Origin of the sequence: Actimicrobium sp. GrIS 1.19 (assembly GCF_035984655.1) — a bacterium.
Classification (GTDB): Bacteria; Pseudomonadota; Gammaproteobacteria; order Burkholderiales; family Burkholderiaceae_D; genus Actimicrobium.
The window spans coordinates 123058-145035 of record NZ_JAXCHT010000001.1; the positions used below are offsets into that span (position 1 = coordinate 123058).

Annotated in this window: 19 protein-coding genes; 12 read left to right on the forward strand and 7 right to left on the reverse strand. The window is 61.9% G+C overall.

Annotated elements, in window-relative coordinates; genetic code table 11:
• Positions 1-2 precede the first annotated feature (2 nt).
• Positions 3-1082, reverse strand: coding sequence for a LysM peptidoglycan-binding domain-containing protein (locus RCH09_RS00615; protein ID WP_326939077.1), 1080 nt, complete (start codon positions 1080-1082; stop codon positions 3-5).
• A gap of 175 nt (positions 1083-1257) precedes the next feature.
• On the opposite strand from RCH09_RS00615, the gene def reads away from it, so the two are divergent.
• The 7 genes from def (at position 1258) to RCH09_RS00650 (ending at position 9743) form a co-directional block, all read left to right on the forward strand.
• Positions 1258-1791: a peptide deformylase gene (gene def / locus RCH09_RS00620; protein ID WP_326939078.1), complete on the forward strand. Its 534-nt coding sequence runs from the start codon at positions 1258-1260 to the stop codon at positions 1789-1791.
• Positions 1792-1839: 48 nt separating this feature from the next.
• On the forward strand, positions 1840-2805 hold the full coding sequence (gene fmt / locus RCH09_RS00625) for a methionyl-tRNA formyltransferase (protein ID WP_326939079.1): 966 nt from the start codon (positions 1840-1842) through the stop codon (positions 2803-2805).
• Positions 2806-3170: 365 nt separating this feature from the next.
• Positions 3171-6929 (forward strand): methionine synthase, encoded by a 3759-nt coding sequence (gene metH, locus RCH09_RS00630; RefSeq protein ID WP_326939080.1) that lies wholly within the window; start codon positions 3171-3173, stop codon positions 6927-6929.
• On the forward strand, positions 6926-7471 hold the full coding sequence (locus RCH09_RS00635) for a chromate transporter (protein WP_326939081.1): 546 nt from the start codon (positions 6926-6928) through the stop codon (positions 7469-7471). The genes metH and RCH09_RS00635 overlap by 4 nt, the downstream gene beginning before the upstream one ends.
• A complete protein-coding gene (locus RCH09_RS00640) occupies positions 7468-7998 on the forward strand; it encodes a chromate transporter (RefSeq protein ID WP_326939082.1) in 531 nt (176 codons plus the stop codon). The genes RCH09_RS00635 and RCH09_RS00640 overlap by 4 nt, the downstream gene beginning before the upstream one ends.
• Before the next feature lie 25 nt (positions 7999-8023).
• Positions 8024-9493 (forward strand): M20 family peptidase, encoded by a 1470-nt coding sequence (locus RCH09_RS00645; protein ID WP_326939083.1) that lies wholly within the window; start codon positions 8024-8026, stop codon positions 9491-9493.
• 25 nt (positions 9494-9518) lie between these two features.
• A complete protein-coding gene (locus RCH09_RS00650; protein WP_326939084.1) occupies positions 9519-9743 on the forward strand; it encodes a DUF3717 domain-containing protein in 225 nt (74 codons plus the stop codon).
• 5 nt (positions 9744-9748) lie between these two features.
• Here RCH09_RS00650 and RCH09_RS00655 read toward each other — a convergent pair whose 3' ends face one another.
• A complete protein-coding gene (locus tag RCH09_RS00655) occupies positions 9749-11242 on the reverse strand; it encodes a B12-binding domain-containing radical SAM protein (RefSeq protein WP_326939085.1) in 1494 nt (497 codons plus the stop codon).
• Positions 11243-11307: 65 nt separating this feature from the next.
• Positions 11308-12966, reverse strand: coding sequence for a long-chain fatty acid--CoA ligase (locus tag RCH09_RS00660; protein WP_326939086.1), 1659 nt, complete (start codon positions 12964-12966; stop codon positions 11308-11310).
• 236 nt (positions 12967-13202) lie between these two features.
• Here RCH09_RS00660 and RCH09_RS00665 point away from each other — a divergent pair, with 236 nt between their 5' ends.
• Together RCH09_RS00665 and ygiD are read left to right on the forward strand one after the other, a co-directional pair.
• The gene (locus tag RCH09_RS00665) at positions 13203-13766 is read left to right on the forward strand and encodes a phasin family protein (protein WP_326939087.1); all 564 of its coding nucleotides are present in this window, start codon (positions 13203-13205) and stop codon (positions 13764-13766) included.
• A 102-nt stretch (positions 13767-13868) separates the two neighbouring features.
• Positions 13869-14660, forward strand: a complete 792-nt coding sequence (gene ygiD, locus RCH09_RS00670) for a 4,5-DOPA dioxygenase extradiol (RefSeq protein WP_326939088.1) — start codon at positions 13869-13871, stop codon at positions 14658-14660.
• On the opposite strand, the gene mnmC is transcribed toward ygiD, so the two are convergent.
• Positions 14626-15837, reverse strand: a complete 1212-nt coding sequence (mnmC, locus tag RCH09_RS00675) for an FAD-dependent 5-carboxymethylaminomethyl-2-thiouridine(34) oxidoreductase MnmC (RefSeq protein ID WP_326939089.1) — start codon at positions 15835-15837, stop codon at positions 14626-14628. The two genes, ygiD and mnmC, sit on opposite strands and share 35 nt — an antisense overlap.
• Positions 15838-15843: 6 nt before the next feature.
• Positions 15844-16338, reverse strand: coding sequence for a homoprotocatechuate degradation operon regulator HpaR (gene hpaR, locus RCH09_RS00680; RefSeq protein WP_326939090.1), 495 nt, complete (start codon positions 16336-16338; stop codon positions 15844-15846).
• Positions 16339-16439: 101 nt separating this feature from the next.
• Between hpaR and RCH09_RS00685 the strand changes: the two genes are divergently transcribed.
• The 3 genes from RCH09_RS00685 (at position 16440) to RCH09_RS00695 (ending at position 20128) form a co-directional block, all read left to right on the forward strand.
• On the forward strand, positions 16440-17381 hold the full coding sequence (locus RCH09_RS00685) for a bestrophin family protein (protein WP_326939091.1): 942 nt from the start codon (positions 16440-16442) through the stop codon (positions 17379-17381).
• Positions 17382-17395: 14 nt separating this feature from the next.
• A complete protein-coding gene (locus tag RCH09_RS00690; RefSeq protein WP_326939092.1) occupies positions 17396-18937 on the forward strand; it encodes an acetyl-CoA hydrolase/transferase family protein in 1542 nt (513 codons plus the stop codon).
• A gap of 150 nt (positions 18938-19087) precedes the next feature.
• On the forward strand, positions 19088-20128 hold the full coding sequence (locus RCH09_RS00695; RefSeq protein WP_326939093.1) for an OmpA family protein: 1041 nt from the start codon (positions 19088-19090) through the stop codon (positions 20126-20128).
• A 49-nt stretch (positions 20129-20177) separates the two neighbouring features.
• Here the strand turns inward: RCH09_RS00695 and RCH09_RS00700 are convergent, their stop codons facing one another.
• A complete protein-coding gene (locus RCH09_RS00700; protein WP_326939094.1) occupies positions 20178-20750 on the reverse strand; it encodes a DNA-3-methyladenine glycosylase I in 573 nt (190 codons plus the stop codon).
• Positions 20747-21970 (reverse strand): winged helix-turn-helix domain-containing protein, encoded by a 1224-nt coding sequence (locus RCH09_RS00705; protein WP_326939095.1) that lies wholly within the window; start codon positions 21968-21970, stop codon positions 20747-20749. The genes RCH09_RS00700 and RCH09_RS00705 overlap by 4 nt, the downstream gene beginning before the upstream one ends.
• Positions 21971-21978 lie beyond the last annotated feature (8 nt).

Genomic DNA, 21978 nt, shown 5'->3' on the forward strand with positions numbered 1-21978 from the left:
GGTTACTCCGGTGATTTGGCCACGTCGCCTACCTGCACGGAATCGGTGACCTGCATGATCAGGCCGTACGAGATATTGTGAAAGACGCGGAATATGAACAAGGTGCCATATTCCATGTCCGGCAGCTTCACGGATTCCTTCCTGCCCTCGGTTTTATCGATGATTGTCTCGCCCAAGCGGTATAACTGCAACACTGTGCCGATATCAATGCCCTCATCGGCGCCGCGGTTGATGGTCACGATCTGGTTTTGTCCGGCATTGGCCACCCCGCCATAAATCGAGACGATGCGCGCATCGGTTGGCTGTTCCGGCGGATGCGGTACGTAATTCATGATGGGGCTCGGCGGCACCGGCATCAGGCGATCGCCGACACCCATTTCCTCCTTCGCCGCCAGCACCGTGAACACGTGCGCGCCGGAGCCGTCGGTTTCGTCCGCCTTGACCAGCTTGACGCTGCCAAGGAACGCGGCCTCATAGCCAATGATTTTCTTGGTTTCGGGATCTTTCAGCGGCAGGCCCGGGCGGAATACCTGGAACGAGGTATCGTCGCCCAGGTCCCCGCGCACATAGGCCTTGTCGTTCCTGCCGAGGAACACATGGCCCTCCTGCGTCGCAACAATACGTGGCGCGCCGGCCAGATCGCCTTCCTCAATGATCAGCGGTTGCGACAGGAACGGCTCAATCACGCTCGATGGAATCGCGGGAATGGCCTCTCGTCCGAGGCCTTCCATGCGGACCTGCGGCGACAGACGTGCGGTTCCGTTGCCGCCGGCACCCGCCTGATTTCCCAGGCGCAAGCGGCCATTGACCCGATCGAAATACACCACCTGTCCCGGATAAATCCAGTGCGGATTGCGAATCTGTTCGCGGTTCATGTCCCACACCTGGGGCCAGCACCATGGATGCTGCAGGAATTTACCGGAGATGCCCCACAAGGTATCGCCTGTCACGACAACATGGCTGTCTGGTGCATTGGCAAGAAACGCACAAGTGGCGCGCGCAGCCTGCGCGCTGGAGGCAGTGAAGGCCAGTGAGGCGGTGGCAAATGCGAAGCAGACGGCGGCTGTGCTAAACTTTTTCATAATTGGTCCGGTGGGTACAGCGAATATTCTGAGTGTTTTTCGCCACAACATGTTGCCCGCAGAATACAAAATGCGTGTCAAAACTTGCCAAAGTGAATCAAAGTTTGCCCATAAATCCTTGAACTAGCAAGAGAAACCACGTTCATCCTCGATCGCCTTGTTGCGCAAAAGCCGTATGTCATTACTAAATATCTTGCGTTATCCCGATCCGCGATTGCACAAAATCGCCAAGCCCGTCACTGCGTTCGACGTCCGTCTGAAGCAATTGGTCGACGACATGGCGGAGACCATGTACGAAGCCCCCGGCGTTGGCCTGGCCGCGTCGCAAGTCGACGTGCATGAGCAACTGGTGGTTATCGACATCTCGGATTCGAAGTCCGACCTGCGCGTCTTCATCAATCCGGCGATCGTCTGGGCCAGTGACGAACAGCAGATTTATGACGAAGGTTGTCTGTCGGTACCCGGCGTGTATGACGGCGTGCTGCGCCACGCCAGCGTCAAGGTACGCGCGCTCGACATCAACGGCAAAGCTTTCGAAACCACCGCCGAGGGCTTGCTGGCCGTATGCATCCAGCATGAGATGGATCATTTGAAAGGCAAAGTATTTGTTGAATATCTATCGCCGCTCAAGCGCAATCGCATCAAGGCGCGAATGCTCAAGGAAGAACGCGAAAATAACCGCGAGAAAAAACGCAGCGGCGCGCGCTGACGCCCCGCTCCCGCAGTGGTTGACTGCTGCGACACTGTCGGACCATCCATGAAAATCATCTTTGCCGGCACGCCGGAATTCGCCGCTGTGGCAATCCGGGCCTTGCATGCGGCCGGTTTCGAGATCCCGCTGGCGCTGACCCAACCGGATCGCCCGGCCGGGCGCGGCATGAAATTGCATGCCTCTGCAGTCAAGCTATTCGCGCTGGAACACGGCATTCCCGTGGCCCAGCCCGTTTCGCTGCGGCTCGACGGCAAATACCCGGACGCGGCCCGCGCCGCCCACGACTTGCTGGCGCAGACGCCCCATGATGTCATGGTGGTGGCGGCCTACGGCCTGATCCTGCCGGAATCCATCCTTGCCATACCCAGGCTGGGTTGCCTGAACATCCATGCGTCGCTGTTGCCGCGCTGGCGCGGTGCGGCGCCGATCCACCGCGCCATCGAAGCGGGCGACACCGACACCGGCATCACCATCATGCAGATGGACAAGGGCCTCGACACCGGCGCCATGTTGCACATGGCGCACCTGCCGATTCTCCCCGATGACACCACTGGCATTCTGCACGATCGCCTTGCCGCGCTTGGCGGACGGATGATTGTCGAGGTGCTGCACCAATTCGAGCAAGGCGCCCAGCATGCCACTGCCCAACCGGAATCGGGCATGACCTACGCGGCGAAAATCAGCAAGGAAGAAGCCACGCTGGATTTCTCGCAACCGGCCGAGCTGCTGGCGCGGAAAATCCGCGCGTTTGATCCCGCGCCGGCCGCGTGCACCGTCATTGATGGCATGCCGGTCAAGATCTGGCGCGCCGACGTTGTCGAGCGCAGCGCCGCGGCAGGGGCAGGCCAGATCCTGGCGGCCGACAGCGAAAGCGGACTTGTCATCGCCTGCGGCAGCGGCGCACTGCGGATCACCGAATTACAGAAATCTGGCGGCAAGCGCCTGCCGGCCAGCGAATTTTTGAAGGGCTTTCCGATCGCCGTTGCCAGCGCAACCCGCGCCAGCACTTGATATTCACAAATGAGATAACTCATATGCCAAATAAGAATTGGCGTTATAGCTGTGCAACTCCTACACTTTGCCTGTCTCCTCCATGTCTCCTCCTTTTGATATGGATTTCAGCCCGCTATCAGAGCGGGCTTTTTTTTGTCTGTCGCTGGCGCAGTCCGGCGCCAGGCCCTTTGACGTATAATTTCCACGCGCCGATTTGATCGACCAAGTCAAACCCAGCTTGCGGGCGCCGGGGTTCCAGTCCCACTATAAATTCCGCTAAATCGGACCAGAAGAAACCCGGCTCCGCTTTTGCAAGCCGGGTTTTTGCGTTTTTATTGCATTTTCTGCATGCTTTTTAATCCCCTGACTTCGAGCACAACACCATGCATCGTCCTGCCCCGACCCATACCGAAACCGTCCTGCGTGACCTGCTGTCGCGCCGCATTCTGATTCTCGACGGCGCGATGGGCACCATGATCCAGCAATACCACCTGAGCGAGGCCGATTATCGCGGCCCCCGTTTCGCCGATTTCCAGGGGCCCGGTCGTGAGCTGTTCGTCAAGGGCAACAACGAATTGCTGACCCTGACGCAACCCGCGATCATCAGCGAAATTCATGAACAGTATCTGGCCGCCGGCGCCGACCTGATCGAAACCAACACGTTCGGCGCGACTACGGTGGCGCAGGACGACTATCACATGGCGCATCTGGCTTACGAGATGAACGTCAACGCCGCCAGACTGGCGCGTGCCGCCTGCGACAAATATTCCACCCCGGACAAACCGCGCTTCGTCGCGGGCGCGCTGGGGCCGACCCCGAAAACCGCCTCCATTTCGCCCGACGTCAACGACCCGGCGGCGCGCAACATCACCTTCGACCTGCTGGTTGCCGCGTATCTGGAGCAAACCCGCGCGCTGGTCGAGGGCGGCGCCGACGTGCTGCTGGTCGAAACGATTTTCGATACGCTCAATTGCAAGGCCGCGCTGTTTGCCATCGACACGTATTTTGAAGAATCCGGCAAGCGCCTGCCGATCATGATTTCAGGCACCGTCACCGACGCTTCCGGACGCATTCTGTCCGGCCAGACCGTGCCCGCATTCTGGGCCTCGGTGCGCCACGCGCAACCGCTGACGATTGGCCTGAACTGCGCACTCGGCGCGGCGCTGATGCGTCCATATGCGGAGGAGCTGTCGAAGATCGCCGACACCTTTGTCTGCATCTATCCGAATGCCGGCCTGCCCAACCCGATGAGCGACACCGGCTTTGACGAGACCCCCGAAGTGACTTCGTCGCTGCTGCAGGATTTCGCTGAAAGCGGCTTCGTCAATATCGCCGGAGGTTGCTGCGGCACCACGCCGGACCACATTCGCGCGATTGCCGAGACCGTCGCCAACATCGCGCCGCGCAAGGTGCCGGCGGCCGACAGCACGATGCGGCTGTCCGGACTGGAGCCGTTCGTCATCGACGACGACGCGCTGTTCGTCAACGTCGGCGAACGCACCAACGTCACCGGCTCGAAGGCGTTCGCGCGCCTGATCCTCAACGAACAGTACGACGAAGCGCTCGCGGTAGCACGCCAACAGGTCGAGAATGGCGCGCAGATCATCGACATCAACATGGATGAAGCGATGCTCGATTCGATGGCGGCGATGACGCGCTTTCTGAATCTGATCGCGTCCGAGCCCGACATTGCCCGCGTGCCGATCATGATCGACTCGTCGAAATGGTCGGTGATCGAAGCCGGCCTGAAATGCGTGCAGGGCAAGGCCGTGGTCAATTCGATTTCAATGAAGGAAGGTGAAGCCGAATTCCTGCGCCAGGCGCGCCTGTGCCGGCGTTATGGCGCGGCAGTGATCGTGATGGCGTTCGACGAAAAGGGCCAGGCCGACACCTTCGCGCGCAAGACCGAGATCTGCCAGCGCGCCTACAACCTGCTGGTGAGCAAAGTCGGCTTTCCGCCGGAAGACATCATCTTCGATCCGAACATTTTTGCGATTGCCACCGGCATCGAGGAGCACAACAATTACGCGGTCGATTTCATCGACGCCACGCGCTGGATTCGCGCCAATCTGCCGCACGCCAAAATCAGTGGCGGGGTGTCGAACGTCAGCTTCAGCTTCCGCGGCAACGATCCGGCGCGCGAAGCGATTCACACGGTGTTCCTGTATCACGCGATCCAGGCCGGCATGACGATGGGCATCGTCAATGCGGGCATGGTCGGGGTGTATAGCGAACTGGCACCGGAACTGCGCGAGCGCGCCGAAGATGTCGTGCTCAATCGCCGCGACGACGCCACCGAACGCATGATCGAGATCGCCGGCACGCTGAAAGCCGGCGGCAAGAAGGAAGAACAGAACCTGGAATGGCGCAGCGGCTCGGTGCAGAAGCGTCTGGCGCATGCGCTGGTGCACGGCATCACGCAGTGGATCGTCGAAGACACCGAAGAGGCCCGCCAGGAGTTGCTGGCAAATGGCGGCCGTCCGATTCATGTGATCGAAGGGCCGCTGATGGATGGCATGAACATCGTCGGCGACCTGTTCGGACAAGGCAAGATGTTCCTGCCGCAGGTGGTCAAGTCGGCGCGGGTGATGAAGCAGGCAGTGGCCCATCTGATCCCGTTCATCGAAATCGAAAAGCTGCTGGAAGAGCAGAAGACCGGCATCGCCGCCAAGCCCAAGGGCAAGATCGTCATCGCCACGGTCAAGGGCGACGTGCATGACATCGGCAAGAATATCGTCTCGGTGGTCCTGCAATGCAATAACTTCGAAGTGGTGAACATGGGCGTGATGGTGCCGTGTTCCGAAATCCTGGCGCGTGCCAAGGCCGAGAACGCCGACATCATCGGACTGTCCGGATTGATCACGCCGTCGCTCGAAGAAATGGCCTACGTCGCAAAGGAGATGCAGCGCGATCCGTATTTCCGGATGCTGAAAATTCCGCTGCTCATCGGCGGCGCCACCACCTCGCGCGCCCACACCGCCGTCAAGATCGCCCACAACTACGATGGTCCGGTGGTGTACGTGCCGGACGCGTCGCGCTCGGTCTCGGTGGCGCAGTCGCTGCTCACGCCGGAACAGCGCGAGCAATACATCGCCGACATCTCGACCGACTATGAACGCATTCGTGACCAGCATGCCAACCGCAAGGCGGTGCCCATGCTGTCGCTCGCCCAGGCGCGCGCCAACAAGATGCAGCTGGGATTTGCCGGCGTCGATGCGCCGGTCAAGCCGAAGTTCATCGGCCGGCGGGTGTTCAAGAATGTCGATCTGGCGTCGCTGGCGCAGTACATCGACTGGGGTCCGTTCTTCCAGACCTGGGACCTGGCCGGACCGTATCCGGCCATCCTCACCGACGAGGTGGTCGGGGAAGCCGCCAGCAAGGTATTTGCCGATGGTCAGGCGCTGCTGAAAAAAGTCATCGACGGTCGCTGGCTGACCGCCAATGGGGTGGTGGTGCTACTGCCTGCCAACAGCATCAACGACGACGACATTGAAATCTATACCGACGAAACCCGCACCGAAGTGGCGTTCACGTATTACGGCCTGCGCCAGCAAACCGTCAAGCCGGTCATCGACGGCGTGGCGCGGCCGAATCAGTGCCTGGCCGACTTCATCGCACCGAAGTCGTCCGGCATTGCCGACTACATCGGCATGTTTGCCGTCACTGCCGGCATCGGCATCGAGAAGTACGAGCAGCGCTTTGAAGCCGCCCATGACGACTATTCATCGATCATGCTCAAGTCGCTGGCCGACCGCCTGGCCGAAGCCTTCGCCGAGCAGTTGCATGAGCGCGTGCGGCGCGACTTGTGGGGCACCTCGCCGGACGAAACGCTCGGCCTGGATGCGCAACTGAAAGAGGAATATCTCGGCATCCGTCCCGCGCCCGGCTATCCGGCCTGTCCGGAACACACGGTCAAGGCGGACATGTTCGAGGTGCTGCAATGCGCCGACATCGGCATGCAGCTGACTGAATCGTTTGCGATGTTTCCGGGCGCCTCGGTGGCCGGCTTTTACTTCGGCCACAAACAATCGAAGTATTTCGGCGTCGGCAAGATCGGCGACGATCAGGTGGCCGACATGGCGGCCCGGCGCGGTGTCGCACGCGACGATCTGGATCGCTGGCTGGCGCCAAATCTCGCATGAACGCGGTCCCGCCAACAGTCGGCAAACGCGACCTGTTCGTTTGCTTCCTGCTGATGGGACTGACCAGTTTTGGCGGGGTGCTACCGTTTGCACGGCGCATGCTGGTCGAACGACGGGGCTGGTTGTCGAGCGCACAGTTCACTGAACTGCTGGCGCTTGGCCAGTTGCTGCCGGGACCGAACGTGGTCAACCTGACCATCATGGTGGGCAGGCGCTTTCACGGCTGGCAAGGTGCGCTGCTGGCATTCGGCGGCTTGATGCTGGCGCCGCTCGTCATCATCCTGTTGCTGGCTACCCTGTACGACCAGTTCGGCCAGATCGAAGCAGTGCGGCGCGCCATTGGCGGCACCGCCGCTGCCACCGCCGGGCTGGTGGTGGCGATGGGGTTGTCGATGCTGCGCAGGCAGCCGCGCAGCGTGCGCCTGATGATCGTCACGCTGGCCGCATTTGTCGCCTCCGGCCCGCTCGGCCTGCCGCTGTTGCAGGTGCTGGCGGTGCTGGTGCCAACGGCAGTGCTGCTGGCGTGGAGCGAGCGGCGATGAACCATTCGCCGACGCTGACCGATATCGGCCTGTACTTCCTTGGGATGTCGCTGATCGCCATCGGCGGCGCCAATGTCGTGATTCCGGACATGCACCGCCAGATGGTCGAGCTGACTGGCTGGATGAGCACGACCGAATTCGTATCGCTGGCCGCGCTGGCGCAGGCCGCCCCCGGCCCGAATGTGTTGATCGTCACGCTGCTGGGCTGGAAGCTGGGCGGCCTGGCCGGCGCCATGCTTGCGACGCTCGCGATGTGCCTGCCATCCGGATTGCTCACCTATTTCTTTGGTGGTTTCTGGCAGCGCCACGACGAAGCGCGCTGGCGCGTGATCGTCAGTGCCGGACTGGCCGCGCTGACGGTCGGCCTGATTCTCGCCAGCGGTTATGTGCTCACGCGCAGTGCCGATCACAATTGGGCGGCTGGTGCGATTACCGCACTGACTGTGGTGTTGATGTTGACGACGCGCACGCATCCGCTGCTGTTGCTGGCGATTGCGGCGGCGCTTGGCTATGTGGGCGTGCTCTGACTGATAAACTGGCCGCACTGCCAATTTGTCCGGAGCCGTTCAGATGATCAAACGTTCGCTTGCTGCAGTCCTGCTGCTGTTCATTGCGGTGATCGCGATCAACACCTGGCGCCAAGGCTCGCAGCAATTGCAGGTCGCGGCACTGGCGCCGCTGCCGCTGGACCTGGAAAACGTCTCGCAGCATCTGGCCGGCGCACTGCGTTTCCGTACCATTTCCAGTGCCACCGACGCGAATCTGAACGCCGCCGAATTCGCCAAACTGCATGTCTATTTGCAGCGCAATTACCCACACGTACACGCCGCGCTGAGCCGCGAAGTGATCGGCAAAAGCAGCCTGCTCTACAAGTGGCAAGGCAGCGATCCGAACGCCAGGCCGCTGCTGTTGATGGCGCATCAGGATGTGGTGCCGATTGCGCCCGGCACCGAGGCCAACTGGCAGCACCCGCCGTTCGATGGCGTGGTCGACGGCGACTTCATCTGGGGCCGTGGCGCATGGGATGACAAGGGCAATCTGATCGCCATGTTCGAGGCGCTGGAACGACTGGCCGCCGATGGCTTCAAGCCGCGCCAGACCATCTATCTGGCCTCCGGCGCCGATGAAGAAAGCGGCGGCAAGCGCGGGGCCGGCGCGATCGCCGCGCTGTTGCAGCAGCGCGGCGTCAAGCTGGCGTATGTGCTGGATGAAGGCCTGATCATTACCGAAGGCGTTCTCAAGGGACTGACAAAACCGCTGGCACTGATCGGCATCGCCGAAAAGGGCTACGCCACCGTGCTGCTGAGCATGCAGGGTCCGCCGGGACATTCGTCGATGCCGCCGCCAACCACCCTGATCGGCAGCATGAGCGCCGCGCTGGTGCGGGTCGAGGCCGCGCCTTACCCGGCCCGCGTGAGCGGCGCCGCGCGCGCCATGCTCGGCACGCTGGCGCCGGAGATGTCCGGCCTGAATCGCGTGCTGCTGTCGAATTTGTGGTTGACGCGCGAACTGGTGGCGCACGAATTGCAAAAGACACCCAGCGCCAATGCGATGCTGCGCACCACCACTGCGCTGACGATTATTCATGCCGGTGACAAGGACAATGTGCTGCCCGGTTCGGTCGAAGCAGCCGTCAATTTCCGCCTGATGCCGGGCGACACCGAGAGTGGCGTGCTGGCGCGCATGCGCAGCCTGATTGCCAATGACGCGATCAAGCTCACGCCGGCCGCCGGCAACACGCCACCATCGCGCATCGCCGATGCCGGCTCGGCCGAGTATCAAACCATCAATCGCACCGTGCGCGAACTGTTCCCCGATACCATCGTCGCGCCCGGCCTGATGATCGGCGCGACCGACGCGCGCTACTTCGAGGCGCTGGCCGACAATGTGTACCGCTTTTCGCCGGTGCATGCCCTGCCGGAGGATCTGGCGCGATTTCACGGCACCAACGAGCGCATTTCAGTGAAGAATTTTGCCGACCTGATTCGCTTCTATCACCGTCTGCTGACGCACGCGGGCTGACCGGCTGGCCGCGTACAATGATCCGATGGATATCTCGTTGAACGAACTTGAGCAGGCGATCAATTTCTGGCGCGGGCTGCGGCCGTCGACCGGCGAAGAGCGTGCGCTGTCGCCGGAAGTCAATGCACTGGCGAATGTGTATGCCATGATGATTTTTCAGCAGCAACGCAGCGTGCCGCTGGCATCGCTGGACAGCCCGTGTCAGCAGCTCATCGCCCAGTGGCGCGAGCGCGCCGCAGCACTCGGCTGATCCCGCTACGCCGCCAGATGGCGCGCCTGCCGTTGCGGCAACGCGCTGTCGCCCTTGGCCGTCACCGTGCGCCGTGGCAAGTTGACCTTGCCGGCATAATCGCTCGCCACCAACGCCTGCGCCGTGTCAGTCGCCACGCCGCGCTCGGCCAGCCATTGCGCCACCAGCACCGCCAACCGTTCCAGCGCAATCCGGTGGGTGGCATCGGTGCGGGCATAGATCCAGTCTGACAACAGCATGAAATTCGCGAACGGCGACTCGCCCAGGATCGTCGGCAGGCTGTTGGCGAACCGACCCGAGTTGGCGACCATGTCCCAGAAACGGGCGAAGCGCACCAGCCGCTGCATGTCGGCAAACCCGATGCGATCGGTTGCCAGGATGGTGTACGGCGGCGCCGGATCGAAAATCAATCCGAATGCTTCGGTGTGCCGGATAATCGGCGTGCCACGCAAGCGCTTGAGGATGCCGAACTGGATTTCATGCGGCTTGAGTGCAACCAGGCGGTCGAAGCCGCGTGCAAAACTGGCGATGTCTTCACCCGGCAGGCCGGCAATCAGATCGACGTGCAAATGCGCATTTGAGTTGGCGATCAGCCAGCGGATGTTTTCGGCCGCCTTGTCGTTGTCCTGCTTGCGACTGACCAGCGCCTGCACGTCCGGATTGAAACTCTGGATGCCGATCTCGAACTGCAGCGCGCCGGGCGGGAATTGCATGATGCCGGCCTTGAGCGCATCGGGCAGGTGATCCGGTACCACTTCGAAATGCGCATAGACCGGATCGTCCGGCGCCGCCGCCAGCTTGTCGAGGAAGAACTGCATGATCTTCAGGCTCGACTTGATGTTCAGATTGAAGGTGCGGTCGACGAACTTGAACAACCGTGCGCCGCGCGCATGCAGGCGCTCCAGCTCGGCCAGAAAGCCGTCCAGCGCAAATGGCCAGGCGGTCTTGTCGAGTGCCGACAGACAGAATTCACACTTGAATGGACAGCCGCGCGAGGCTTCGACATACAGCGTGCGGTGCGCGATGTCTTCGTCGGAGTACAGGTCGTACGGCAGCGCGATGTCGGCCAGCGGCGGTTGCACGCCGGCGTGCACTTTCATCAGCGGCTGCGGGCCGTCGATGATCTGGCGACACAGCGCCGGGAAGGTGACGTCGCCCCAGCCGGTGACCAGATAATCGGCCAGCTGCACGATCGGTTGTTCAGCCGACTCGTACGACACTTCCGGTCCACCGAGCACGATCCTGACCTGCGGCGCGAGGCGCTTGAGCAGTGCCACCACCCGCGTGGTTTCCTCGACGTTCCAGATGTACACCCCAAAGCCGATGATGCGCGGGTTGCATGCCAACAGTTTTTCGACGATGTCGGTGGTGCGGGTGCCAATGACGAACTCGCGCAATTGCGTCTGGTCCTTCAGCGTGCCCATGTTGGCCAGCAGATAGCGCAGACCGAGCGAGGCATGCGCATAGCGGGCGTTGAGGGTGGCGAGGACGATGGTCATGGGAGCGGCTTTGCAGAAGGCGTGAACGAGTAGCGCATTTTACGCCGTCATGCGCCCGTGACGGTTCAGCCCGCCAGCTCCTTCTCCTGCAACGCGCGCCACATCACCTTGCCGGTGGCCGACTTCGGCAACGCGGCGACGAACTCGACCAGCTTGGGCACCTTGTACGCCGCCATGTGTTCGTGCGCCCATTGCATGATCGCATCGGCGCTGATCGTGCTGTCGGGCTTGCGCACCACCACGGCCTTCACGGTCTCGCCGCGATAGGCATCGCGCGCGGCAATGATGCAGCACTCGGCAATGTCGGGGTGGCGGTACATCATCGACTCGATCTCGGCGGGCCAGACCTTGAAGCCGCTGGCATTGATCATGCGCTTGAGGCGGTCGGTGAAAAAGAAGAAGCCCTCCGGGTCGCGATAGCCAAGGTCGCCCGTGCGCAGGAAGCGCTTGCCGTCGATCTCGACAAACGACTCGGCGGTCTTTTGCGGATCGTTCCAGTAACCCTGCATCACCTGCGGACCGTGGATGATGATTTCACCGACCTCGCCCTGCGCCATCTCGGTCAGCGTGACCGGATCGACGATGCGCGAATCGACATTGAAGATTGGAATCCCGAGGCATTGCTGCTTGGCGCGTTGCGGCGGGTTGGCGTGGGTGGTGGCCATTGTCTCGGACAAGCCATAGCCTTCCATATAGGTCAATCCGGTCAGCTCCAGCAATTTTTGCGCAATCGCCGCCGGCATCGCCGCGCCGCCACCGGAGATCCGGCGCAACCCCGACAGGTCGTACTCGGCCAGGCGCGGATTCGACAGCAGGTCGATGACCATGGTCGGGATGTTGGTCCAGATCGTGACCTGGTAGCGCGTGATCAGCTGGCCGGCAACGTCACGATCCCAGCGCGGCAGAATCACCATCGTGCTGCCGCCGGCGATCACGGCATTCATGCAGATTTCCATGCCGGTGACGTGAAAGAACGGCAGCACTGCCAGCGTCACCTGGTCCGGCACCGCGGCCACCGACCATTGCGGCGTGGCGATGGCCACGAACATCACGGAGCGATGGGTGTGGACACAGCCCTTCGGTTTGCCGGTGGTGCCGGAGGTGTAGGGCATGCAGGCGATGTCGTCGGACTGCGCAAGATGCTCGGTGAGCAGTCCCGGCGCTGCCTTTGCCGCGCTCCAGAGGGTGACACCCGGGGCTTGCGGCACCGCAACCGGCGCGCTGATGATGTCCGGCACACGCAGGTCGGTCGCGGCAGTCAGATAATCGGAATAGGTCGCGACGATTGCCTGCGTCAGGCAACTGGTGCCGATGAGCGGCAAGGTCCGCTCCAGGATTTCTTGCGATACCAGCGCCAGCCTGGCGCCGCTGTCATCGACATAATGGCGCAGCTCATCGGTGAGCAGCATCGGATTGACCGGCACCACGATCGCATCGACGCGCAGGATCGCGTAATAGGCGATCACCCATTGCGGGCAATTTTGCATGTTGAGCAGAATGCGGTCGCCGCGCTGCACGCCGCAGTTGTGCTGCAAATGCGCCGCCAGCGTTAGCACTTCGTCATGCAACTCGCGATACGTCAGCTTCGCGTCGTAGAAAATGATCGCCGTCTGGTCGGGGTAGCGCAGGGCGCTGATGAGCAGGTTGACATAAACACTGGTGGCAGGAACCGTCAGCTGGGTGGGCAGGCCCTCGGGCCAGTGCGCGTAGTGGGTGGTATTCATGGTTGATCGCCTGTTTTTGTTGTCGGGTCGATGGGGATTGCCTTGTCTCATCTCGATTATAGGGGGCATCGGCACATGGCGGCGTGGCGCGGCAAATGTTGCCATGGTGCGCTGCACAATTAGTGCTTGACATCGTCTTTTTGAGGCGTAGAATTGCGTTTGTTGCGGTGCACCATATGTCGAATCCCTGCTACCGCCGACCGTTCCGATGCGATAACTAACCCAAGGAGATCCACATGTTTTCATTTCAAGACCAATTCTCGGCTGCCACCAAAGCCAATTTCGAAGCCCAGCTTGCCCTGATCACGTCGCTGACCAGCAAAGCTTTCGAAAGCGTTGAAAAGCTCGTCGAACTGAACCTGACTGCTGTCAAAAGCTCGCTCGAAGAAAGCACCAGCAACGCCAAGCAATTGCTGACCGTTAAAGACCCACAGGAATTCATGGCCCTGTCGGCTGCACAAGCCAAGCCGAATGCAGAAAAAGCGCTGGCCTATGGCCGTCATGTCGCTGACATCGCATCGAGTGCCCAAGCCGAATTCACCCGTGCTGCCGAAGCCCAGATCGCTGAGACCAGCCGCAAGGTATCGACGCTGGTCGACGACGTGACCAAGAACGCACCTGCCGGTTCGGAAAACGTGATCGCGATGATGAAATCGGTCATCAGCAACGCCAACGCCGGTTACGAGCAACTGACCAAAACCACCAAGCAAGCCGTGCAAACGATGGAAGCGAATGTCACCAACGCAACCGCCCAGTTCAGCCAGGCTGCTGAAAAAGCAACCAGCCGCGCCAAGAAGTAATTCGCCGCGCTGCAGTACAAAACGGACCGCCCAGCGGTCCGTTTTTTTATGGGCGAGCGACGCGCTACACTGTAGCCTTCGCCCTCCTTCAAAAGCCATCTCATGACCACCACCCGCATGCCCGCCCTGTTCATTGGCCATGGCAGTCCGATGAACGCGCTGGCCGACAACGCCCGCACCCAGGCCTGGGTCGCGCTGGCCGCGACGTTGCCGAAGCCGCGTGCGATCCTGATGGTCTCGGCGCACTGGACCACCCGCGGCACGGCGATCACTGGCAACGCCAGCCCCAAAACCATTCATGACTTCGGCGGCTTTCCGCAGGCGCTGTTCGACATGCGCTATCCGGCTGCCGGCGCGCCGGAGCTTGCCCAGGCCATTGCCGCGCATCTGGCGCCATTGCCGGTGCGGCTCGATGACGCGTGGGGCTTTGATCACGGCAGCTGGAGCGTGCTGATCAAGATGTTTCCACAGGCCGACGTGCCACTGATGCAACTGAGCATCGATGCCACGCAGCCAGCGGCATTTCATTTCGCGCTCGGCCAGAAGCTGTCGGCATTGCGCGACCAGGGCATCCTGCTGATGGGCAGCGGCAATGTCGTGCATAACCTCAGCCGCATGGTGTTCAACGACGCTCCCGCGCATGACTGGGCGGTGCGCTTCAATGATCGGGTGCGCCAGACACTGCTCGGGCCGGCACCCGAAGAACTGGTCAACTTTGCCGAATGGGGTCAGGACGTGGCGCTGGCCGTGCCTACCGACGAGCATTTCCTGCCCCTGCTGTACGTGATCGGCAGTCGGCGCGACGACGAGCCTCTTGCCATCTTCAACGATGTCGTCGAACTCGGCGCAATCAGCATGCTCAGCGTGGTTGTCGGCGCAATACCTTCAGCCTGAAACGCGCCGGGTCGAGTGCCGCGGCCAGTGTAGCGTCCAGCGGCAACGGCGTTCCCTCAAGCTGCGCGGCCAGCAGTTCCGCCGCCAGCGGCGCCCAGATCAGTCCACGCGAGGCATAGCCAAGCAAACCGTACAAACCGGGACGGCGCGGCATGTCGCGCATGCGCTCGATGGCAGTCAGGCTCCCGTTATCCGGCAACGCCCCGACCAGCGGCAAGCGATCCGGCGCGACGCAACGAAAGCCGACCCGGCCGGCAAGCGGCAGGGCGTCAGGATCGAGCCAGAAACCGGGCAGCATTGCCTGTACTCGCTGCAGGTTGCCGGCCTGGCTATCGGCGCGCAAGTGCTCGTCCTGGTGCGCATCGTAGCTCGCGCCGACGCAGCAGATTCCGCGCAACGGCGGCGTCACATATCCGTCACCGCAAACCACCATGGGCACAGTCGAGTGTGGATCGGCCGCGACATGCGTGACCTGCCCGCGCACCGCAACCAACGGCAGGTCGGCCAGTTGCGCGAAGCGCGTGGCCCCGTTGCTGTTGGCAAAAATCACAACCGGCGCCAGCGCCACCTGCGCGCCGGCGCCGTCGTACAGTTGCCAGCGGTCGTCGTGGCGCCGCAGGCTGGCGACTTCACATCCGTATTGCTGCGTGAGGCGGCTGCCGCAGGCTGCCAGCATGGCGCGGCAGACAGCGCCCGGATCGGCCCAGCCACCCTGGGGGAAATGCCACCCGCCGTGGACGGTGGCGCGTCCCAGTAACGCGCTTGCCTCGTCGCCATTGCACCAGCGCGCAAACGTGGCCGGAAAATTCCAGCGCCGCGCGATCGCCAGCTGCAGCTGCGCATGGGCGGCATCGCGTGCCAGCTGCAGGACACCGCAGGCAGCATGATCAAATTGGCCCAGCGTTTGCCAATAGCGCAGCGCAAACAGGTAGGCCGCCCGCGTCAGTCGCGAGGTCAGGTTATCGTCCTGCGATAACACCGGCATGACGATGCCGACCAGATTGCCAGAGGCTTCCTGGGCGGCCTGCGGCTGACGCTCGACCAGCGTGACCTGCCAGCCGCGTGCGCACAGCGCGTGGCAGATTGCCGCACCGGCCAGGCCGGCGCCAAGCACGACGGCATTGCGCGTGGTCGACACAGGACGGGGAAAGGCGTCAGACACGCCACGATTGACCATGGTGAATCAGGTGCGGGACGGACGCAATGCGGGCGCCGTCAAGTCAACCCGCTGCACCTGCTCGCCATCCGCGTTCGCAAACGCTTCCAGCGCAGCAATCAGCGCGCTGAGCATCGGCGCGCCAAACGCCTCCTCGATATGGCGGTACTGCTGGTCGATCAGTGGTGCGATGTCGCCAATGATGCGGTCGCCCTTGGCAGCGAGCGTCACCAGCACCCGGCGCTGATCGGTGGCGATGCGCGCACGCCGGATTAGTCCCTGCTGCTCCATGCGCGCCAGGACCCCGGCCATGCTGGCGCTGACAATCTGACACTGTGCGCCGATCTGATGCGGCTCCAGCGGGCCGTGTTCATCGAGTGCGCGCAAGACCCGCCACTGCTGTTCGGTCACACCAAAGTGATTGAGAATCGGACGGAAATGCGTCATCAGGCAATCCCGCGATTTCAGGAATAACTGCGGCAGATTGCGCTGCGTGATGCGGGTTCCGGAATGGCGCTTCATGTCGGCATGCTCTTCATTGGTTGACTCACTTACATATTAGCAATTACACTCACTCACATGTTAGCCAATTCGGCAAACATCCAAATTTGTTCGGCCCGCCCATGATTATCCGCGACCGGCCCACCGGGCTGAGATTGTTCCTGCTTTTACGGGGCTCGGTGCTGCCACGCATCCTGCCGTCGCTGATCGTCAACATCGTGATCGCCACGCTGGTCACGATCAGCCACGGCGACCTGTTCGAACTGAAGATCACGCTAACCACGATCCCGTTCAGCCTGATTGGTCTGCCGATCGCCATTTTCCTCGGCTTTCGCAACAATGCGGCCTATGACCGCTTTTGGGAAGGCCGCAAATTGTGGGGCGAGCTGGTCCACCGCAGCCGCAGTTTTTCGCGCCAATGCCAAAGCCTGATTGCGGCACCCGGGCCCGCTCTGGCGCGCAACGGGCTGGGCGACACGCGTGTACGAATGATCTTCCGCGCGATCGCATTCTCCCATGCGCTGCGCGACTTGCTGCGACAGCGCGACGGCGACCTTGCCTTGCAAGCGCTGCTCCAGCCCGACGAGTGGCAGACCATGCGCGGCGCCAGCAACAAGCCCGATTATTTGATGATGCAGATGGGGCGCGACTTGCGCCTGTGCCTGCAGCGCGGCGAGATCGATGCGTGCCTGGCAAGCGCGCTCGACAGCACGCTGTCGGCCATGACCGCGGCGGCGGCATCGTGCGAGCGCATCCGGAATACGCCCATTCCGTTTTCCTACACGCTGCTGTTGCATCGCACCGCCTACATTTACTGCTTTTTGCTGCCGTTCGGGCTGGTCGATTCGATCGGCTTCATGACGCCCTTCGTGGTCGCCATCGTGGCATATACATTTTTCGGCCTCGACGCACTCGGCGATGAGATCGAAGAGCCATTTGGGCTGGCAGCCAACGACCTGCCGCTCGACGCGATCTGCAATGCCATCGAAATCAATCTGCGCGAATCCCTGCAGGACGACGCCATACCGGCGGTCCATGCGCCAATCAACTTCTGCCTCACCTGACCCTGAAGGACACCATGCATCACGATCGCATTCGCCTGCCCCTGTTGCGGGAGCGGGTCACCAGCGCCGCCGCTGCCGCTGCATTGATCAAGGATGGCATGAGCGTCGGCATGAGCGGTTTCACGCGCGCCGGCGATGCCAAGGAAGTTCCGCTGGCGCTGGCCGAACGCGCGCGCCACGAACCCATCAGGATCACGCTGTTGACTGGCGCCTCGCTCGGAAACAATGTCGACAAGACGCTGACGGAGGCTGGCGTGCTGGCGCGTCGCATGCCGTTTCAGGCCGATCCCGTGCTGCGCGCGGCCATCAATCGCGGCGAGGTCATGTATGTCGACCAGCACCTGTCCGAAACCGTCGAGTTGCTGCGTACCGGCCAGCTTGCGCCGATCGACATCGCCGTCATCGAAGCGATTGCGATCACCGAAACCGGCGCGATCATTCCCACGACTTCGGTTGGCAACAGCGCCAGCTTCGCGATTCTGGCAGACCAGGTCATCGTCGAAATCAATCTGCAGCAATCGCTTGAACTCGAAGGCTTGCACGACATCTTCATTCCGAAACATCGGCCACAACGCGCGCCGATCCCCTTGATGACGCCACGCGACCGGATCGGCACCATGGCCATCGAGATTGCGCCGGAAAAAATCGTCGCCATTGTGATCACGGAGAAGCAGGACAGTGCCTCCGCCATCTTGCCGCCCGACGCCGACACGGCGGCGATCGCCGCGCACCTGGTTGAGTTCTTCGAGCAGGAGGTCGCAGCCGGACGACTTACCGAAAGCCTGCTGCCACTGCAGGCCGGTATCGGCACCATCGCCAACGCGGTCATGAGCGGCTTTATCGACAGTCCGTTTTCCCATCTGACGATGTATTCGGAAGTGCTGCAGGATTCGACGTTTGACCTGTTCGATGCCGGCAAGCTGGACTTTGCCTCGGGCTCGTCGATCACGCTGTCGCCCGAACGCAGCCGGCAGGTCTTTGGCGATATTGGCCGTTACAAGAGCCGGCTGGTACTGCGTCCGCAGGAAATCAGCAATCATCCGGAAATCATCCGCCGGCTGGGCATCATTGCCATCAATACCGCACTTGAAGCCGACATCTACGGCAACGTCAATTCGACCCACGTGATGGGCACCCACGTCATGAACGGCATCGGCGGCTCCGGCGATTTCGCGCGTAATGCGTACTTGTCGATCTTCGCGACCAAATCCACCGCAAAGAACGGCAACATCTCGAGCATCGTGCCAATGGTTTCACATGTCGATCACACGGAACACGATGTCGATATCCTGGTCACCGAAATCGGGCTCGCCGACCTGCGCGGACTGGCGCCGCGAGAACGCGCCCGGGCCATCATCGCGCACTGCGTTGCACCAGCGTATCGACCCATGTTGCAGGCGTACGTAAGCGCAGCCAACCTGCGCGGCGGCCACACACCGCATGTGCTGGAACAGGCGCTGTCGTGGCATGGCCGCTATCGCGATACGGGATCGATGCACCTGCCTGAGTCCGAAAAGAAAGACGAGTGCGACATCAATTGTCGATCGGCGTTGTAAATAGTCGACAAATTCAGGCAGGGTACGATAGCGAACAGAGGGGGTATTGCAAAGCACGTAACTTTCGTCTCAACGCGACCACGACGGCATTCGTCCACGCCGCGGCGGACAAGTTAGCAACCAATGCAATTCAACCTCGAAAAATCAATCATGAAAAATACCAAATCAATCGCCCTCGCTCTGGCCATGCTTGGCTGTGCCGGCACCTCGTCGGTCATGGCGCAATCGCTGCCGGATTACAACCCATCCTGGTACATCGCACCAAGCTTGAACGCCATCGATCCGGACTCGCGTTTCGGCGTCGACAAACACGGCGAAGGCGGTGCGCTGCGTTTCGGCAAGCCGGTCTCGCAAGATTGGGATATCCAGTTCGGCGCCAGCTATGCGCGCGTCCGTGACAACGGCAATCGTTACCAGCAACAATTGCTGGGCGTCGATGGCCTGTACATGTTCTCGCGCAAGGCATTCCGTCCGTTCATCGTCATTGGCGCCGGTGCACAGCGTGACCGTGCCGCGACCGCCACTGGCGAAGTCACCAAGACCTCGCCGTATCTGGATGCCGGTCTGGGCTTCCAATACGGCTTCACGCAGCAACTGTCGGCCCAGGTCGACGTGCGCCGCGTGCATGGTTTCCTGCGTGGCGATGCGTTCAACTTCGATCACAGCAACAACAACTATCTGAATGTCGGCCTGGTCTATGCCTTCGACAAACAGGCTGAGCCAGTGCGTGCGATCACGCCAATGCCGGCGCCTGTTGCCGTTGCAGCGCCAGCACCTGCGCCCGCACCAATGCCGGCACCAGCGCCGCGCATTGAACGGATGACGTTCTCGGCAACCGAACTGTTCGAGTTTGACCGTGCCGAACTGCGCATGCCGCAAACCAAGCTGGATGACCTGGCCGCCGCACTGTCGACCGACACGCAAAACCAGAACGTCGTCATCACCGGCTACACCGACCGCCTCGGCTCGACCGCTTACAACCAGAAGCTGTCGGAGCGTCGCGCCAATGCAGTCAAGGCGTATCTGGTCAACAAAGGTGTTGCCCCGACCCGTCTGTCAGCAGTCGGCAAAGGCGAAGCGAATCCAGTCGTTGAGTGCCACGACAAGAAACGTGCTGCCTTGATCACCTGCCTCGAGCCTAACCGTCGCGTTGAAATCGAACAGATCACGATCGAGCGTCGCGTGAACTGATTGCGCTAACGCGCAGTGAACGGGGAGCAGATGCGTCTGCTCCCTTTTTTTATGGGCGCACGCCGCGATACAGCTCGCAATCGCCGGTGTGATCGTTGACGACGCCCATGCTCTGCATGTAGGCATACACAATCGTCGAGCCGACGAACTTGAAGCCGCGCTTGATCAAGTCCTTCGAGATGCGATCCGACAGCTCGGTCCTGGCCGGGCGGATGCTGCCATCGATCCAGTCGTTGATGATCGGCTGGCCGCCGACGAATCCCCACAAATACGCATCCAGCCCGCCGACCTCGGCGCACAGGCGCAGGTAGGCCTGGGCATTATTGATGGTCGCAGCCACCTTCAGACGATTGCGCACGATGCCGGGATTGGCGAGCAATTCGGCGAGCTTGGTGGCGTCATACGCGGCGATTTTTTGCGCATCCCACTGGTCGAACGCGAGCCGATAATTTTGCCGCTTGTTGAGGATGGTTTCCCAGCTCAAGCCGGCCTGCGCGCCTTCCAGATTGAGCATCTCGAACAGCACGCGCTCGTCATGACAGGTCACGCCCCACTCGTGGTCGTGATAATGCAGATACAGAGGGTTGGCCATATTGGCCCAGCTACAGCGGGACGTGATCATGTGGATACCGTTGAAGAAAGAAGCAGTCCGAAGCCAGCCGGATCACAACGCCCGATGCGCACTTCCGGCGTGCCATGCCAAAGCGCACAACGACGCAACGCGAGCGCCAGATCGCTGGCCAGGCGTTGGCTGGGGCGCACCCCGGGTTCCAGATACAGGTCCTTGATTTCAAACACGCCGGCGCTGCGATGCGCCTTCGCATCGAGCCTGCCGACCAGCGCGCCGCGCGACAGGATCGGCAACGTGAAATAGCCATAGCGACGTTTCGGCGCGGGCGTATAGCACTCCAGCCGGTAATCGAAACCGAACAACGTCAAGGCGCGCTTGCGGTCCCACACCACCGGATCGAACGGCGACAGCAGCGTCGTCGCGGTTGGCTTGAGTTGTCCCGCCAGGGCGGCGTCAAGCAGCGCGCGCCGCTCCGGATGCACGAAGGCTGGCGCATCCCAGCCTTCCACCTGCACGCGCAACAACGCACCGGCATCGGCCAGGGCATCCACATCCGGCGCCGGCCGGATGCGCGCGGTGCGGAAGTAGTCGGCAATCCACTCGCGCCGGGCGATGCCTAGCGCATGCACGGCCTTGAGCGCCAGCGTGGTTTGCACCGCGGCGGGCGATTGCAGCTGGGTGTCATCCCAGGCCGGCAGCACGCGTTCGCGCAGGTCATAGATGCGCTGAAAATTGTGGCGTCGCGCGATCATCAGGCGGCCGGCGGTGAACAATGCTTCGAGCGTGCGCTTCTCCGGCTTCCAGCCCCACCAGCCGCCGGACTGGCCATCGGTACGCTTGAAGTCACTGGAACGCACCGGTCCGTCGGCGCGAATGCGGGCCTCCAGCAGCAGCGCCGCCTCGGCATGTTGCGCCATCCAGCTGGCGGAATATTTCCAGCCCATCGCCCCCGGATCGAGCATGCGATGGCGGTATAGGCCGTAATCCTCGATCGGCAAAAAGCAGGCTTCGTGGGCCCAGTATTCAAACAGCGCGCCGTCGGCCAGCAAGGCCTCCAGCCAGTCCGGTTGATAATTGCCAAGGCGGCTCCACAGCACCAGATAGGGGCTGCGCGCCACCACCGAAATGGTGTCGATCTGCAGCGCACCCATTTGCCGAATCGCCGCAAGAACGTCAGCGGCCGCCGCCTTGCGACGCGGCGGTGCGAGCAGTCCCTGCGCCGCCAGATGGAGCGCACGCGCAGCGGCTAACGAAAGATGCGACATGGTCATGCCGGCCA